At 61.5% G+C, this 15974-nt stretch carries 15 protein-coding genes; 8 read left to right on the top strand and 7 right to left on the bottom strand.

The features are described from left to right. Window positions 1-63 precede the first annotated feature (63 nt). Genes LQ788_RS07735 through LQ788_RS07705 form a run of 7 tightly spaced genes read left to right on the top strand, consistent with a single transcriptional unit; the run spans window position 64 to window position 8033 of the window. Window positions 64-1425 carry an MFS transporter gene (locus LQ788_RS07735; RefSeq protein WP_231446395.1) on the top strand — a complete coding sequence of 454 codons (1362 nt, stop codon included), beginning with the start codon at window positions 64-66 and terminating at the stop codon, window positions 1423-1425. After that, window positions 1422-3014 carry an acyl-CoA synthetase gene (locus tag LQ788_RS07730; RefSeq protein ID WP_231446387.1) on the top strand — a complete coding sequence of 531 codons (1593 nt, stop codon included), beginning with the start codon at window positions 1422-1424 and terminating at the stop codon, window positions 3012-3014. Before LQ788_RS07735 ends, LQ788_RS07730 begins: the two co-directional genes overlap by 4 nt. Continuing rightward, window positions 3011-3853, top strand: coding sequence for a crotonase/enoyl-CoA hydratase family protein (locus tag LQ788_RS07725; protein WP_231446385.1), 843 nt, complete (start codon window positions 3011-3013; stop codon window positions 3851-3853). The genes LQ788_RS07730 and LQ788_RS07725 overlap by 4 nt, the downstream gene beginning before the upstream one ends. Before the next feature lie 11 nt (window positions 3854-3864). Continuing rightward, the gene (locus tag LQ788_RS07720) at window positions 3865-5907 is read left to right on the top strand and encodes an acetoacetate--CoA ligase (protein WP_231446383.1); all 2043 of its coding nucleotides are present in this window, start codon (window positions 3865-3867) and stop codon (window positions 5905-5907) included. Then, on the top strand, window positions 5904-6839 hold the full coding sequence (locus tag LQ788_RS07715) for a 3-hydroxyacyl-CoA dehydrogenase NAD-binding domain-containing protein (RefSeq protein ID WP_231446381.1): 936 nt from the start codon (window positions 5904-5906) through the stop codon (window positions 6837-6839). The genes LQ788_RS07720 and LQ788_RS07715 overlap by 4 nt, the downstream gene beginning before the upstream one ends. A 53-nt stretch (window positions 6840-6892) precedes the next feature. Beyond that, window positions 6893-7777 carry an amidohydrolase family protein gene (locus LQ788_RS07710; RefSeq protein WP_231446379.1) on the top strand — a complete coding sequence of 295 codons (885 nt, stop codon included), beginning with the start codon at window positions 6893-6895 and terminating at the stop codon, window positions 7775-7777. A 52-nt stretch (window positions 7778-7829) separates the two neighbouring features. Further along, entirely contained in the window at window positions 7830-8033 is a 204-nt protein-coding gene (locus LQ788_RS07705; protein WP_231446378.1) for a hypothetical protein, read from the top strand. Window positions 8034-8066: 33 nt separating this feature from the next. Here LQ788_RS07705 and LQ788_RS07700 read toward each other — a convergent pair whose 3' ends face one another. Both LQ788_RS07700 and LQ788_RS07695 read right to left on the bottom strand, forming a co-directional pair. After that, window positions 8067-8825 carry an SDR family NAD(P)-dependent oxidoreductase gene (locus tag LQ788_RS07700; RefSeq protein WP_231446377.1) on the bottom strand — a complete coding sequence of 253 codons (759 nt, stop codon included), beginning with the start codon at window positions 8823-8825 and terminating at the stop codon, window positions 8067-8069. A 32-nt stretch (window positions 8826-8857) separates the two neighbouring features. Beyond that, window positions 8858-9859 carry an acetamidase/formamidase family protein gene (locus LQ788_RS07695; RefSeq protein WP_231446376.1) on the bottom strand — a complete coding sequence of 334 codons (1002 nt, stop codon included), beginning with the start codon at window positions 9857-9859 and terminating at the stop codon, window positions 8858-8860. A 414-nt stretch (window positions 9860-10273) separates the two neighbouring features. Here LQ788_RS07695 and LQ788_RS07690 point away from each other — a divergent pair, with 414 nt between their 5' ends. Beyond that, window positions 10274-10750: a phosphatase PAP2 family protein gene (locus tag LQ788_RS07690; protein ID WP_231446374.1), complete on the top strand. Its 477-nt coding sequence runs from the start codon at window positions 10274-10276 to the stop codon at window positions 10748-10750. Window positions 10751-10862: 112 nt separating this feature from the next. Here LQ788_RS07690 and LQ788_RS07685 read toward each other — a convergent pair whose 3' ends face one another. The 5 genes from LQ788_RS07685 to LQ788_RS07665 form a co-directional block, all read right to left on the bottom strand. Next, window positions 10863-11843 carry a D-2-hydroxyacid dehydrogenase gene (locus tag LQ788_RS07685; protein ID WP_231446373.1) on the bottom strand — a complete coding sequence of 327 codons (981 nt, stop codon included), beginning with the start codon at window positions 11841-11843 and terminating at the stop codon, window positions 10863-10865. A gap of 15 nt (window positions 11844-11858) precedes the next feature. After that, window positions 11859-13238 (bottom strand): NAD(P)/FAD-dependent oxidoreductase, encoded by a 1380-nt coding sequence (locus tag LQ788_RS07680; protein ID WP_231446372.1) that lies wholly within the window; start codon window positions 13236-13238, stop codon window positions 11859-11861. Next, the gene (locus LQ788_RS07675) at window positions 13235-14338 is read right to left on the bottom strand and encodes an ABC transporter ATP-binding protein (RefSeq protein ID WP_231446371.1); all 1104 of its coding nucleotides are present in this window, start codon (window positions 14336-14338) and stop codon (window positions 13235-13237) included. Before LQ788_RS07675 ends, LQ788_RS07680 begins: the two co-directional genes overlap by 4 nt. Then, window positions 14335-15036, bottom strand: coding sequence for an ABC transporter permease (locus tag LQ788_RS07670; protein WP_231446366.1), 702 nt, complete (start codon window positions 15034-15036; stop codon window positions 14335-14337). The genes LQ788_RS07675 and LQ788_RS07670 overlap by 4 nt, the downstream gene beginning before the upstream one ends. An 80-nt stretch (window positions 15037-15116) precedes the next feature. After that, window positions 15117-15959: an ABC transporter permease gene (locus LQ788_RS07665; protein ID WP_231446365.1), complete on the bottom strand. Its 843-nt coding sequence runs from the start codon at window positions 15957-15959 to the stop codon at window positions 15117-15119. Window positions 15960-15974: the final 15 nt, after the last annotated feature.

The following is a 15974-nucleotide window of genomic DNA, read 5'->3' as shown; positions in this document are numbered from 1 at the left end:
GATCGGGCTTCCTCCCCCAGCACGCATCGCAACCATCCAAGCCACACAATCAGCGAGGATCACATGGCTTCCACGAAATCGCCAGAGAAATCGACACCGATGCTCAAACGAGCAGCCGCCTCGGCGTATCTGGGCAGTGTCATCGAGTACTACGACTTCTTCGTCTACTCCGTCTGCGCCGCACTCGTCTTCAAAGACGTCTTCTTCTCCAATCTCACCCCGGCAGTCGGCACACTGGCCAGCCTGGCGACCTTCGCCACCGGCTACCTCGCCCGTCCACTGGGCGGCATCATCTTCGGCCACTTCGGCGACAAGCTGGGCCGCAAGCGCATGCTCGTCCTCAGCATGTTCACCATCGGCATCGCCTCCACCGCAATCGGCCTGCTGCCCACCTACGACCAGGCCGGCCTCATCGCCCCGGTCCTCCTCATCCTCATCCGCGTCATCCAGGGTGTCGCCATCGGCGGCGAATGGGGCGGCGCCATGCTCATGTCCGCCGAGCATGCTACTAAGAACCGTGGCTTCTGGGCCAGCTTCACCAGCGCCGGCGCACCCACCGGCCAGCTCGTCTCCGCTCTCGTCATCGCCGGCACCCTGGCAGCCATGGGACCGGATGCCTTCATCGCCTGGGGCTGGCGCCTGCCCTTCCTCGCCTCGGTCATCCTGCTCATCGTCGGCGTCATCGTCCGCTCCGCCGTCGACGAGTCACCGGAGTTCCTCGCCGCGAAGAAGCGCACACCAAAGCGTGGCATCCCGATCATCGCGACCCTGCGCAAGCAGCCGCTCACCCTGGTGCTCGCGGTCGGCGTAGGCCTGTCCGCGTTCATGTTCCAGGGTCTGCTCACCACCTACTCCATCGCCTACGGTGTGCAGATCGGCATCGAACGACAGACGATCCTCAACGCCTTGTCCTTCTCTTCCTTCTTCGCGATCTTCGGCATCATCGGCTGGTCCCGCCTCTCCGACACGATCGGACGCCGACCACTCGTCATCGCCGGTGCCGTGCTCATCGCAGTCTGGGGCTTCGCACTGTTCCCCATGCTGGAGACGAAGAGCGGCGTCATCATCACCATCGGCATGGTCATCGGCCAGGGGGTCATCCACCCGATGATCTACGGCCCTCTGGCCGGCCTCTACTCGGAGCTCTTCGACACCGAGCATCGCTACACCGGTGCCTCGCTGGGTTATCAGATCGCCGGCATCGGTGCGGGCATCTCCCCCGTGCTCTTCGCCGCGATCTTGAGCTCGACCGGTTCACCGTCGACCATTCCGCTCTCCGTCGTCCTCCTCATCGTCGCCGCCATCAGCATCTTCTGCATCTGGCGCCTGGGAGAGACGAAGTCGCGGACCCTGTCCGAACAGAACTTCGCCGAGACTCCAGCGACCGACACCCCACCAGCAGCCATGGAAGGACCGACTCCTTGACCTTCACCCACCCCAGCCTGGCCCGGCTCTCCGAACGCCAGGCCATCGACTACGGCGAGAAGACCGCGATCACCTTCGCCGGCATCGACTACTCATACGTCCAGATGCACGAACGCACCCTGACCCGGGCCGCCGACCTCCACTCACGTGGCATTCGCCGACGTGACCGGGTCGCCTACCTCGGACCCAACCACCCAGCGCTCATCGAAGTCCTGCTCGCCTGCCTGCGCTTGGGCGCCATCTTCATCCCCCTCAACTGGCGCCTGGCCCCGGCCGAGCTCGACTATCAGCTGATCAACGCCGAGGTCTCCCTGCTCATCGTCGCCCCCGAGCATTCCGCGACCGCCGAGGGACTCAGTGTCGACGTTGCCCGGGGCACGGTGGACTGGGACCCGGCGGCCACCTCGGCGACGGTGCCTGCCGTCCCCGCGGCCGAGGTCACCGGCGATGAACCGGCGTTCCTGCTCTTCACCTCCGGGACCACGGGACGGCCGAAGGGCGCGGTGCTCACGCATGCGAATCTGCTGTGGAACTCCTTCAACCTCCTGCTCAACTCCGATCTCACCGCCGAGGACGTCACGCTGGTCACCGCTCCCCTCTTCCACGTCATCGGCCTCGACCAGCAGGTGATGACCAGCTACCTGCGCGGCGGGCGCATGCTCATCGAGTCCAAGTGGAACGTGGACCGGGCCTTCGATGCCATCGAGCACGAGGGGCTGACCTGGATGGCCGGTGTGACGACCATGTTCGCCGATATGCTCCAGTCGCCGAGGTGGGAGACCGCTGACCTGTCATCTCTGAGGTTCGTCAACTCCGGTGGCGCCCCGATCCCCGTCTCCCTGATCCAGGAGTACCAGGCGAAGGACATCATGTTCTGCCAGGGCTACGGACTGACCGAGACCTCCCCCGGATGCACCTTTCTGCCCGCAGCGTTAGCCCTGGACAAAGCAGGCTCGGCAGGTCGGGCCGTGCCTTTTACCGAGGTCGAGGTCCGCGATGCTTCCGGCAATTCCTGCTCGGCGGGCGTCAACGGCGAGATCGTCGTCCGCGGCCCCAATGTCACCAGCGGCTACTGGAACAACCAGGCCGCCACCGATGCGGCCTTCTCCCCCGGCGGCTGGTTCCACACCGGCGACATCGGCTACCTCGACGCCGACGGATTCCTCTTCATCGTCGACCGGCTCAAGGACATGTTCATCTCCGGCGGGGAGAACGTCTACCCCGCCGAGGTGGAATCCAACCTCTTCGACCACCCCGCCGTGGCCGAGGCCGCCGTCGTCGCCGCGGCCGATGACCGTTGGGGCGAGGTCGGACACGCGTTCATCGTCGTGTCTGCCGAGGATGAGGCGCAGCCGCCGAGCGCTGCCGAACTGCACGAATTCCTGCTGACCCGCCTGGCCAAGTACAAGGTTCCGCAGTACTTCGACTTCGTCGAGTCGCTGCCACGCACCGGCTCCGGAAAGGTGCACAAGGTCTCCCTGCGCACCACCGGCGGACTCGGCGCCCACGCGACCACCAGCCCCTCAGACCCCGCCACCCCGAATACTGACAACTCAGCACCAGCTGCACCACCAAAGGACAACGCATGACCGACCTCCCCACCACCCAGTTCACCGCCGCCTCTGACAGCCCAGGCAGCTCCGCGCAGCCGACGACCGTCGACATCTCGGACACACTGCGCTTCACAGCAGAGGGCGACATCGGCATCCTCACACTCGACCGCCCGGCCAAACGCAACGCACTCGATGATGCGACGGTGGCCAGCCTCGGCGAGTTCTTCCGCACCCCACCCGAGGTCTCCGCGATCGTGCTGAAGTCCACCGGCGATCACTTCTGTGCCGGCCTCGACCTGTCCGAGATGGCCGAACGCGATGCCGTTGCCGGCCTCCACCACTCGCGCGGCTGGCACACGACGATGAATCGGATCACCGAATCCCAGATCCCCGTCGTCGCTGTCCTCCAGGGCGGAGTCATCGGCGGCGGGCTCGAACTCGCCTCCGCTGCTCACCTGCGGGTGGCCGAGGAATCCGCGTACTTCGCTCTGCCCGAGGGCAAGCGCGGACTCTTCGTCGGCGGAGGTGCCTCGGTCCGCGTCCCCCGCCTGATCGGCCTGAGCCGCGTCCAGGACATGATGCTCACCGGCCGCCGCTTCAACGCCGCCGAGGCCGAGTCCATCGGACTCGTCAACTACCGCGTCGGTGCCGGTGAAGGCCTGGCCAAGGCTCGTGAACTGGCCACTTCGATCGCCTCGAACTCCCCGGTGACGAACTACGCGATCACCCAGGCGCTGCCGCGCATCGTCGAATCCGGCCGCGACGAGGGCTACATGATGGAATCCCTCATGGCCACCGTCGCCCAGTCGAGCACCGAGGCCAAGGAACTCATGCGCGCCTTTCTCGACGGCTCCGGCCCCAAAGTGAACAAGTGAGAGGAGCTGACATGTCGACAATCATCCGCGAGGTTCCCTCCGACGCTCTCGAGACCAGCCGCATCGGTGACTTCCTCGGCTGGGTCAATGCCAAGTTCGGCTACTCGTTCACCGGGTGGGACGAGCTCTATCAGTGGTCGATCACTGACATCGAGGACTTCTGGGAATCAGTCTGGGAGTACTTCGGCGTCCAGTCCCACACTCCGTATAGTTCGGTGCTCGAGGAACGGGTCATGCCGCACGCCCGTTGGTTCACAGGCGCGACGCTCAACTACGCCGAGCATTCCTTCGGCTCTTCTGCACAGGCTGACGATGTGGCCGTGACTGCGGTGTCTCAGACCCGTGAGGACTCCACGCTGACGTTCGCCGCGCTGCGCGCCGAGGTGGCCCGCGTCCGCGCCGGGCTCGTGTCCTTGGGTGTGAAGAAGGGTGACCGAGTCGTCGGGTATCTGCCCAACCAGCCCGAGGCACTCGTCGCGTTCCTCGCCTCGGCGAGCATCGGGGCGATCTGGGCCAGTTGTGCCCCCGAGTTCGGCACGCAGTCCGTCATCGACCGCTTCAGCCAGGTCGAACCGACGGTACTTCTCGCGATCTCCGGGTACATGTATGGCAACAAGGCCGTCGACCGCACAGGCGAACTCGCCGAGGTGGCCGCCGCCCTCCCGAGCTTGTCCCACCTCGTGACCGTCGACTACGGTGAGTTCAGCCTCGATCACGACTCACGCGAGGCGTTCACGTCCGGGTCGGGACTCGACCACGCGATCGACGTTGTCGATTATGCGGGACTCGGGGCAACCTCGGCGGGCACGGACGGTGGAGCCACCTCGGCGGAATTGGAATTCGAGGCTGTGCCGTTCGACCATCCGCTGTTCATCCTTTTCTCCTCGGGCACGACGGGCAAGCCGAAGGCCATCGTCCACAGCCACGGCGGCATCCTGCTCGAGACGTTGAAGAATCACGCCCTGCACTTCGACCTGGGTCCGGGCAGCCAGTTCTGCTGGTTCTCCACGACCGCGTGGATGATGTGGAACACGCTCGTCGGCGGGCTGCTCCTCGGGTCGGGAATCGTCATGATCGACGGCAACCCGAACTATCCGGACCCGAAGGAACTCTGGCGCATCGCGGCGAACACGAAGGCCACGCTCATGGGGGTGGCGCCCGGGGCAATCATGTCCGCGCGCAGGGCCGGGTTCAACCCCACCGAGGAGTTCGACCTGTCCGCGGTCTCCCAGTTCGGAGCCGCCGGCGCACCACTGCCTGCCGAGGGCTACGAGTGGGTCATGGACCAGTTCGGCCAGGACGTGCTGCTCAACGTGGGCTGCGGCGGCACCGATGTATGCACCGGCATCCTCCAGGCCTCCCCGCTGACCCCGGTCTACTCCGGTGAGATGTCGGGAGTCTCCCTCGGCTTCGCCGCCACCGCCTTCGATGCGTCGGGCAAAGAGGTCCGCGATGACCTGGGCGAGCTCGTCTTCACCCAGCCGGTGCCGTCGATGCCGGTGACGTTCTGGGGCCCCGAGGGTGATGCCCGCTATGAGGCCGCGTACTTCGACAAGTACCCCGGCGTCTGGCGCCACGGCGACTGGGCGAAGTTCACCACCGATGGTGGGGTCGTGGTCACTGGCCGCTCGGATGCCACGCTCAATCGGGGCGGGGTGCGGTTGGGCACCGCGGATTTCTATTCGGTCCTCGACACCTTCGCCGAGGTGGCCGATGCCCTGGTCATCCACCTCGAGGATCCCAATGGCGGGATGGGCGAACTCGTCCTCTTCGTCCAGACCGAGGACGGGGTGACGTTCACTGACGAGTTGTCGGGTCGGATTCGGACCGAGTTGAAGTCGCGCCTGTCCCCCAGGCATGCCCCGGACGAGGTCGTGCCGGTGACCCGGATTCCGCTGGGACGCACGGGCAAAAAGCTCGAGGTCCCGGTCAAACGCATCGTCCAGGGCGCGGCCGCCGAGTCGGTGGCGAGCGCCGGAGCATTGCAGGACCCGCGGTCACTCGATGAGTATGTGGACTACGCGCGGGCACGGAAAGCGAAGGTGGACGCATGAGTGAGACGCTCACAGTCGCGATCCTCGGCACCGGTGTCATCGGAGCCGCGTGGGCGACGGGATTCCTCGCTGCCGGACACTCGGTCACCGCCTTCGACCCGGCCGAGGGTGCCGAAACCAGATTACGTGCTCAGGTCGGGTCCAACCTCGAGGTGACAGGGGAAGCTGACATCACCTCGGCGATGGAGCGCCTGCACTTCGTTGGATCATTGGCCGAGGCTGTCGCCGATGCTGATTTCGTGCAGGAAAACGGTCCCGAGCGCCTCGACATCAAACAGTCCATGCTCGCCGAAGCCGATGCGGCAGCACCCGCCACCGCGATCATCGCCTCGTCAACGTCCGGATTCGCGCCGAGCGAGCTGGCAGCGAAGGCGACGAAGATTCCTGAGCGGATCGTCGTCGGACACCCCTTCAACCCGGCTCACCTGGTTCCCCTCGTCGAACTCGTGCCGACACCGGCCACTCCCGCCGAGGTGGTCGAGCGTGGGCTCGAAATCTACCGGTCGATCGGGAAGAAGCCTATCCTCGTACGTGCCGAACTGCCCGGGCATGTCACGAACCGTCTGCAGGCGGCTCTGTGGCAGGAGGCGTATTCGCTCGTCGACCGTGGCATGGTCTCTGTCGAGGACATCGATACGGCGATCTCTTACGGCCCCGGTCTGCGCTGGGCGATCCTCGGTCCCCTCGTGCAGCAGGGACTCTCCGGCGGACCGGGCGGTATGCGGCACGTGCTCGAACACCTGGGGCCACCACAGGAAGTGTGGATGCGTGACCTGGGGCAGGTCCACCTCGGCGAGGAATTGACCGACAAGCTCGTCGCCGGTGTCGACGATGAACTCGAGGGCAAGGATCCGGTGCTTATGGCCAAGCAGCGCGACGAGATGTTGCTCGAACTCATCGCCCTCAAACGCAAGTACGGGGAACTGCCGTAGAGCCAGCCACACACGACCACGTTGCCGACGATCTCACTACCGGAAGGACTCTCATGATCTACCAACCCAATATCGACCTCTCGACGATCACCGCGATCGACGTGCACACGCATGTCGAGGCCGATGATCACCAGCACACCTCGCTGGATCGGGAACTCCTCGACGCCTCGGCGGGGTACTTCAAGGCACCAGTCCCCCGCACGCCCACGGTCGATGACCTTGCCGCGTACTACCGGGAGCGGAACATGGCGGCCGTGATCTTCACAGTCGATGCCAGGACCGCTCTGGGCAATCATCCCCCGGTGTCGTCGGAGATGATCGCGGAGAAGGCCGCCGAGCACAACGACGTCCTCATCCCCTTCGGCTCCGTCGATCCGCTCAACACCGCCGAGGCGATTGCCCGGATCCATGACCTTGCCACGAACTACGGGGTCAGGGGCATGAAGTTCCACCCCAGTCTGCAGGGATTCGATCCCAGCGACCGCACGTACTACCCGATCTACGAAGCCTGCGCCGAACACGGCTTGGTCACGCTCTTCCATACGGGACAGACCGGAATCGGTGCCGGACTGCCGGGCGGACGCGGCATCAAGCTGCGCTACTCGGACCCGATGCTCCTCGACGATGTGGCCGCCGACTTCCCCACGCTGACGATGATCCTCGCGCACCCGTCCGTGCCCTGGGCCGACGCGTCGATTTCGATCGCCACGCACAAGGCCAACGTGTTCATCGACCTCTCCGGATGGTCACCGAAGTACTTCCCACCACAGCTGACGCGCGCCATCGGCTCGATGCTGAAGACGAAGACGCTCTTCGGCTCCGACTTCCCGCTCATCACCCCCGAGCGCTGGATCAACGACTTCGAGGGCCTGGGCATCAAGGAGGAAGCCGTGCCGCTGATCATGAAGGAGAACGCCGTGCGGGTGCTGGGGTTGTGAGCTGCGCGTAGACTCGGTACTACTTCCCACTCCATCGCGAAGGGTGATCATCGTGCCGATCGAAGACGGTATCCGCAACGCCACCAAGAATCTCGACGAGGCTGCCGAGGCGGCACCAACCTCGGAAGTCGTCGATGCAGACGAATTCGGTATGAAGGAAAAGACGGCCGAAGCGCACGGGGACGCTGAGGACCGCGCAAACGACGACGAGCCCGAGCCCAGTGTCGAGGACCAGCGCGACGACTCCAGCGACTGAATTGACGCCAGCTGCTGACAGGTCACGGTGAGATCAGAACTGGATCCCGCGCGTCAACGCACCGTCGATCAGGAGATTCGCTCCTGAGGTTCGACTCGACATCGGGCTCGACAGGAACACAACGCTCGTAGCTGTCTCCTCGGGTGTGCCCATGCGACCTGTCGGGTTGAGACCTAGGGCGTAGGAGAACAATTCGGGATCGTTCTTCTCGATCCCCGGCCACACACCATCTTGGTGATAGGTGTTGCCTGGTGACACCGTATTCACTCTGATGCCCTTGTCTGCCAGGCTCAGCGCCAATCCGGCCATGTAGCCGATGATCGCGGTCTTCATCGTCCCGTAGGGCCCGGAGGCGAAGTCCGCCTCACGTCCCGAGACGCTCGAGATGGAGATCAGGGAGGCGACTTCGCTGTTCTCCAGGTGCGGGAGCACCGCTTTGGACAGGTGGACCGTTCCCATCATGTCGACGTTGAATGACTCATGCCAGTTCTCTTCGGTGTCGGGGATCGCCAGTGCGCTCACGCTGTTGACGACCATGTCGATTCCGCCGAATTCCGATGCCGTGGCTTCAACCCACTCCCTCAATGCGTCCCCGTCTCTGACGTCGAGGACGGTACCGACGACCCGCGCATTCGCGGATAGGGATTCTTCCACCTCGGCGACTTCCGCTGCATTCCGTGCGCAGAAGGCCACATGAGCACCTTCGGCATGGAACGCCTCCACGATGGCACGCCCGATTCCGCGCGTACCTCCAGTGACCATTGCTGTCTTCCCACCGATCTTCAAGTCCATGGCGGTCCCCTCTCCTCTATGCTTCGCAGTTGCTACATCAACGACCGTGCACGCTCGCGCAGGTCCGCGTGGATTCCGCCGAAAGCGCTGCGCTGCGGCAGCAGATCCTTCGACACCTTCGTCACGACGCTGTAGTTGGTGTCGACGACGTTGGCGACCGGTACTAGGGAGATCTGCGTGAGCAGCTGGTAGGCATCCATCGTCTCCAGCTCAAAGAGTTCGCTGAGCCAATGGATCATCTGCACCTGCGAGATCCTCCAGGAATCTTCCATCGGCCGTGAGGAACCGACGATCATCCAGTGACTGTCGTTCTCCAGCCGCGGCCAAACGGGTCCACCTCCCTTGATGAGGTCGACGATGACGGTTGAGTTCATGGCACCTTCGACCGCGGTCCCGCACGCCTCTCCCTCGCCTTGCCGGTAGTGGCCGTCTCCGAGGGAGAACATCGCTCCGTCGACATTGACGTTGAAGTAGGCGGTAGTGCCGACCTTCATCTCAGGAGTGTCCATGTTGCCGCCGAACCGTTCGGGCGTCAGCGAGGAGAACACCTCACTGCCGGCCGGGGCCACACCGACGGTGCCCAACATGGGTTCGAGGGGCAGTGCCAGCTCAAAATCGCCGCGTCGTGTCTGAAATCCCACCGTCTGCGCCGCCGAATCGATCTCGTAGATCCACACCGCCTCAGGCAGTGCTTCGTGGAGAAGGCTGGTCCTGTCTGTCATGGTCAGCCCGCCGAAGAACGGGATCGTGGCAGAGGCACCCCAACTTCGGGCCGGAGTCAGCTCCACGATGTGTACGGCCAGAGTGTCGCCCGGTGCGGCTCCCTCGATATAGAACGGACCCGTCTGGGGATTGAGGAACCGTGGATCAAGCTTGCTGCTGGGCACATCTGACCTCGAGGTGATCGCATTGTTGAATGCGTCCTCGGACCACAGTCTCAATGCTGTGCCGGGTCGGATTGTGGCGGCGGGTGCTGCTCCGCCGAAGGTGTAGACGAACTGATCACGCTGAGGAACAAAGTCGACGACGTCCATACCTGATGCTACGTGATCTGCGTCATAGAGCCAATGGATGTCCAGCGTCCGTTATTCACAATGGTTCGTTATTCGTTATTCGCTTGTTTCCATGTCGGTACTTTGAAGCGTCTAAACTCATCTGTGATGGTTGTCGATTCGCGTACGACGCCTGATGGTCCGATCGGCCTTTCCCCCGGTCCTGATCGATTCCAGGCGCAGAGTAAGGGATGGCTTACTCGGGCAACCTCAATTTGGGCACTGGCGATTGGCTTTGTCGTCGTGACCATCGCCGCCGCTGGGCCTTTGCGCGTCTATGACTACTTACTCAACCGACGGTGGCTCTACCTCTTCAACCCTGAACTAGTCTGGTTCGCTCAGAATGTTCTGGATCGAATTGCTGGTCAGGCCGTCTGTCTGCCTGTATTGGCGGTCGTGGCGATTGTGCTTGCTCGCCGCAATCAGTCGTGGCGGCCCATTGGATTCGCTTTGGCGACCGAGGCAGCGTTCTACCTCGGCGTGGGCAGCATGAAGGTGCTGCTGGCTCGGCCGTCAACGACGTTGCACGATCCAAGGTTCTTCCAGGGAGGGCTCCTCGACGTCGGTAACCGCGGCATCAGCTTCCCCTCCGGTCATGCCGCCGAGGCGGTGCTCATCTATGGAGCGGCCGTCTACCTTATCGCCCACTACAGCAACGCATCCAGGAAGCTCGTGCACATCCTGACCTGGGTCGTGGTGGCCATCAGCGTCAACTCCGTGGTGGTCTCATTCCTCCTCGGTTGGCATTGGGCCACCGACCTCATCGCCGGACTCATCGCAGGCGGCCTGTTCCTGCGCATCCTGGTCGAGTGCGACAGACGTCTGCGCAGGCGAGCAGAACAGCAGGAGACCATCGCACTGGCCTCACGGTGACCCACCTGTTTAATCACGACGCAGTTCATTGTCGCTAGAGGCAAGCGGCCGAGCCTGAAATAATCGGGCTGAGTAATAATGCCGCATGGCACTACAAGAAGCTGATACACATTCACGCTGTTTTGGGCTGTTGCCCTACGCGATTGAGCAGGTCCTCCCCAGCGCAGTAGCGGCGCAGATTTTCCAAGAATAGAGTCGCAAAGGCATCGTGCCTGCCGATGGTGTCTCCGGACATGTGTGGGCTAATCACTACATTGGAACAACGCCACAAAGGATGATCCGACGGAAGTGGCTCGGGATCGGTAACGTCTAATACTGTGACAGCTTTAGCCCGAGCGTTCATCTCTTCTGCCAACGCCAAGTGATCTACCGTTGATCCTCGTCCGACGTTGATAAAGACGGATTCTTCGCGCAGTCGTCTGAGCACGTCGGACCCAATAAGTCCATCGGTTGCCTTGCTAGCCGGCAAGCAAGACACAATCACATCGTGTTGACCTATTTGATCCGACAGCGCTCCCCCGCTGAGCACCGCGTCGAAGTCAGGCAGTGGAACAGGTGTTCGACGGATACCGACGATGCGCCCGACACCTGCCTGTCGAAGCACTCGCGCGCACTCCGACCCGATATTTCCTGTTCCGATGATTAGAGCGTTGAGTTCGGAATTCGCTTTTGGCTCTCGATATTCTGTTTGGCGCTCCCGTGTATCGAGAGCTGAACGGAGCAAGCCCTTAGACCAGAGGAGCATACCGCCGAGGACAAATTCCGCAATCGCATGGTCGAGGACTCCGCTGCAATTCGTAAGAATGACGCCTGCTGCTTCCAATCGGTCCACGGGTAGGTGGTCGATACCGGTCATGTTCACGTGTAGCCACGTCAACGACGATGCAATTTCGAGAAGACTCTCAACGTCTTTCCAATATCCGGCACGCACGAACACTACCGAAGTGTCGGGATGAACCTGTCGAAGTTCCGTTGGTAGCAACCGCTGAACCGCGAATTCGGCTTCCGAAACGTTTACTGCCGAGCCCAGGTCGCCCAGTAGGAAAGAATCCGCGCCGTCGGATCGGTCGATGACGGCAACTCGCAACATCATTCGGCTGACTCCGCCCTATCGACCCGAGATCTTATCGGCCAAGCGACCAAACACGGAGGTGTCCGTCCCTCCCCTTCGATGTTCGATCGTGTCTGCCGCCTTGTACATCATCTGGACAGATCGGGAACCAATCCAGCGCAATGGTTCAGCTTCCCATTTCCGCGGCATGTTTCGGACCCACGCCGATTCTGTCAGTGCAGAGTCTTGCTCGGAGATGAGTCCTGCCACAGTGCGTCCAGCTACGTACGAGGCCGTCACTCCCTGCCCAGCGTAGCCTCCGACTCGAACCAGTCGATTCGGCTTGGAATAGTCAATGAAGGGCGACCAGTCACGAGGCACTCCCAAAACCCCTCGCCACGAGTGCGCAAGTTTGATGGGGACCGTCGGGAACAATCCTTGCAGGATCTCTGCCAATTGGGATGTCGTCCCGGGATCGAGCTCCCCGCTCGTATCGAACCGCGATCCCCAGAAGTATGGCACTCCACGCCCGCCGATCGCGATCCTATTGTCGGCAGTCCGCTGAGCATAGAAGTAGATATGCTGTGCGCCACTGACGCATTCGTAGCCCGACCAACCGATGGATTCCCATTGCGACTCAGGAATCTGCTCAGTGACAACCATCGACGACACCATCGGCAGCTGGTCCCGTTTCCTGCCGGGAAGCGCCGAAGTGTATCCCTCGGTTGCGAGAACGACCACTGAACCACGGACGTGTCCACGAGTGGTCTGACAATCGCCATCGGAGAACTCCTCTACCGGAGAATTCTCATAGATCTTGACTCCGAGCTCTTCGCATAGTTCCGCGAGCGAGTACACCAATTTCGCGGGATTGCATTTGACCGAATAGGGGCTGTAGATGGCGCCTTGCACTCCAGGCACATGGATTCTGTCATGGGTCTCTTGCGCACTCAGCAGAGAGATCTCGTCCTCGGTCAACCCCCAGCTCCGGTCTTCGCCAACATGGGTTCGTAATCGTGCGAGTTCGCTATCGCTGCGAGCGATCTGCATCCACCCGCCCCGGTGAGCGTCAATGTCTTTGCCTTCGGCGGCCATCAGATCGTCGATTTCGAAGACGGCCTGATGGCATGTGCGCTCGATCTCTAAAACCTGTTCGGCATTGACCGACTCAGACAGAAGATTTCGGCGCAGGCCGACAGTCTTTCCGCTGATCCAGCCGCCGTTTCGCCCGGAGGCTCCGTATCCGACGAACTCCTTCTCCAACACGACGACGTCGAGTGACGGATCCTGTTTCTTGGTCCAATAGGCAGTCCACAGTCCCGTGTACCCGCCGCCGATGATGACCACGTCCGCTTGAGTGGACCCTTCGATCCTCTGCCGAGTTCGACTGAGGTCCCTGGTGGAATCGAGCCAGTGGGACAGATGTCCATTCTTCATGATTTTCCCTCGTTCTTCGTCGAAGCAGCCAACGGTAGGATGCGAGACCGATCAGCTTCCCATGTCAGGAGGACTTCCTGACCAATGGCAAAGTCCTCGAGGTCGTTCACCCGTGATCGAACTACGCCGCCACCGCCTCGGCAGGAAACCATATACTTCACCGAATGCCCCACGTACACCTTGTCGATGATCGATGCCTCTACGGTGGGTCCTGACTGCCCAGAATTCGAAGCGCTGATGAGCTCGACATTTTCTGGTCGAATCATCAACTGTGCACGACCATGATGATCGACCTCAGTGGGCAAGCGGAAGTCGTCTCTGACGAATTCGCGGCCGCCTCTCTGCTCTTCGATCAATCCATCGAGGTGGATTGATTCACCGAGGAATCGCGATACGAACTCATTGCTCGGGTTCTTATACAACTCGTTGGGTGTCCCGATCTGCTGAATCCGCCCCTCATTGAACACCACGATGCGATCGGACAGTGCCATTGCTTCATCTTGATCGTGAGTCACGTAGACGACCGTGGTGCCCAGATCCCGGTGAATTCGACGAATCTCTGTCTGCAGACCTTCACGCAGCGCCTTGTCGAGCGCGCTCAAGGGCTCGTCCATCAACAACAGTGGCGGCTTGTAGGCGATCGCGCGCGCAAGTGCGACACGTTGCTGCTGACCTCCGGACAGCTGCCCCGGCATCCGATCTCGGTACTTCGCGAGGGAGACCTTTGCCAGCGCCTCGTCGGTGGCCTGCTTCCTTTCGCCCTTGTCGAACCCATGTTGCTTAAGCGGGTATTCGACGTTCTTCTCCACAGTCATATGCGGGAACAGGGCATATCCCTGGAACACCATGCCGATGTTGCGGCGATGGATGGGGATATCGGTGATGTCTTTGTCGTTGATCATGATTCGACCGCCGCTGGGCTCTTCGAACCCTGCGATCATGTTGAGCGTCGTCGTCTTGCCGGAACCGCTGGGTCCCAGTAGGGAGATGAACTCTCCTGGCTCGACGTCGAGGTTGACGTCCGCAGCAGCAGTGACGGATCCGAATCGTTTGCTGATGTCGCGAAGACTCAGCGCTGCACCGATGACTTGTGTGCTCATGTGCGTTTCCTCTTGAGGTGTTGAGACAGAATTCCGCCGATGGCGGCAGCGGTCGTGGTGATCATGATGAGAGTTGCTGCGGCGGCAATCGTCGGATCGACTTCACGCTGCATCCCGGCGAACATCGTTACGGGCAGCGTCTGCAGGTACGGGCTTGAGATGAACATTGACACCACCACTTCATCGAACGAGGTGATGAACGCGAAGAATGCTCCGGAGAGAATGCCCGGCATCAGCATAGGAACGGTGACGCCGATGAATGCCCGGAATTTATTGGCTCCGCAAACCCAAGCTGCTCTTTCGAGTGACACGTTGTATGCAGCCAAAGTTGATCCCACCGTCACAACAACATAGGGGACAGCCAGTGCGGTGTGGGCAATGAGGAATCCAGGCAGCGTTCCGACCAGACCGAGTCTGAGGAACAGGCTGTAGAGACCTACGCCGAAGATGACGGACGGAATGATCATAGGAATGACGAGGAAGTTGCGCCCAATGGATTCCCTGATGCCCCGTACCTTAGAAAGTCCGTAGGCCGCCAGCGTTCCCAGTACTGTTGCCAAGACAGCTGTCAGCAGCGCAATCTGCACAGAGTTGAGGAAGCCTCCGATCCACTGTGCGTCGCTGAAGAAGTTTTCGAACCATCGCAATGAGAAGCCCTTGGGAGGGAACGCCAGTGATCGCTGTTCGTTGAAGCTCATCGGGATCACAATGAGCGTCGGAGCGATTAGCCACAGCCCGATGAAGACGCACGCCGTCCACAGTGTTACACGTGATTTGTTCACAGTCCGCCCCCGATCTTTCCTATCTTGATGCCCATCACCTTCGCCACGAGGAACAGAAGAAGGAACACTGCTCCAACCATGACCAGCGTGGCGACTGCCAATGCGCCTCCCCTGCCCCATGACAGCAGCTCAAGCACCTGCGTGAACAGAGCGTTGGGAATGAGCTGCTGCCGTGGTGAACCCAGAAGTGCCGGTGTGACATAGAAGCCCAGTGACAGGATGAAAACGATCAATGACCCGGCGAAGACCCCGGGCAAGGACAGTGGGAAATAGACCTGAAGGAATGCCTTCCACTTCGGAGCTCCCATGATTCGTGCGGCCAAAGGCAGCCGGGAGTCGATCCCGACCATGACAGACACCATCGGCAGGACCATGAACGGCATGAGTATCTGGCACATGCCGATGAGCACAGCAGTATTCGTGCCCAGAATGGTCAGAGGCTCGATGCCGATCGCGCCGAGGATCGAATTGAGCAGCCCGTTCTTCTGGAGGATGATGATCCACGCAAATGCCCTGACCATCATCGAGGTCCAGAAAGGCAGCAGCACCACCACCATGAGAATCGAGCGAACCAAAGTTGAGCTGGTTGCCATCAGATAGGCGAACGGGTAGGCCAACACTGCTGTTATCAGGGTAGCCAACACCGCAATGTAAATAGTCCGCCAGATAATATCGTGAGCGGTCGAGTTCGTGGCCAACCACTCGAAGTTCTGGGTACCTGGCTCCGGATCCGTCACACTCATCACCAAAATGATTGCGACCGGGATAATGAAGCCAAGCCCCACCAGCAGCAGTGCTGGCCACGCCAGCACTGCTGTTCGTGATTGCTTAGTACTCATTTGAAAACACCTTCA

Origin of the sequence: Brevibacterium zhoupengii, assembly GCF_021117425.1 — a bacterium.
In the GTDB taxonomy this organism is placed as follows: Bacteria; Actinomycetota; Actinomycetes; order Actinomycetales; family Brevibacteriaceae; genus Brevibacterium; species Brevibacterium zhoupengii.
This window is presented reverse-complemented; position numbering and strand designations above follow the sequence as displayed.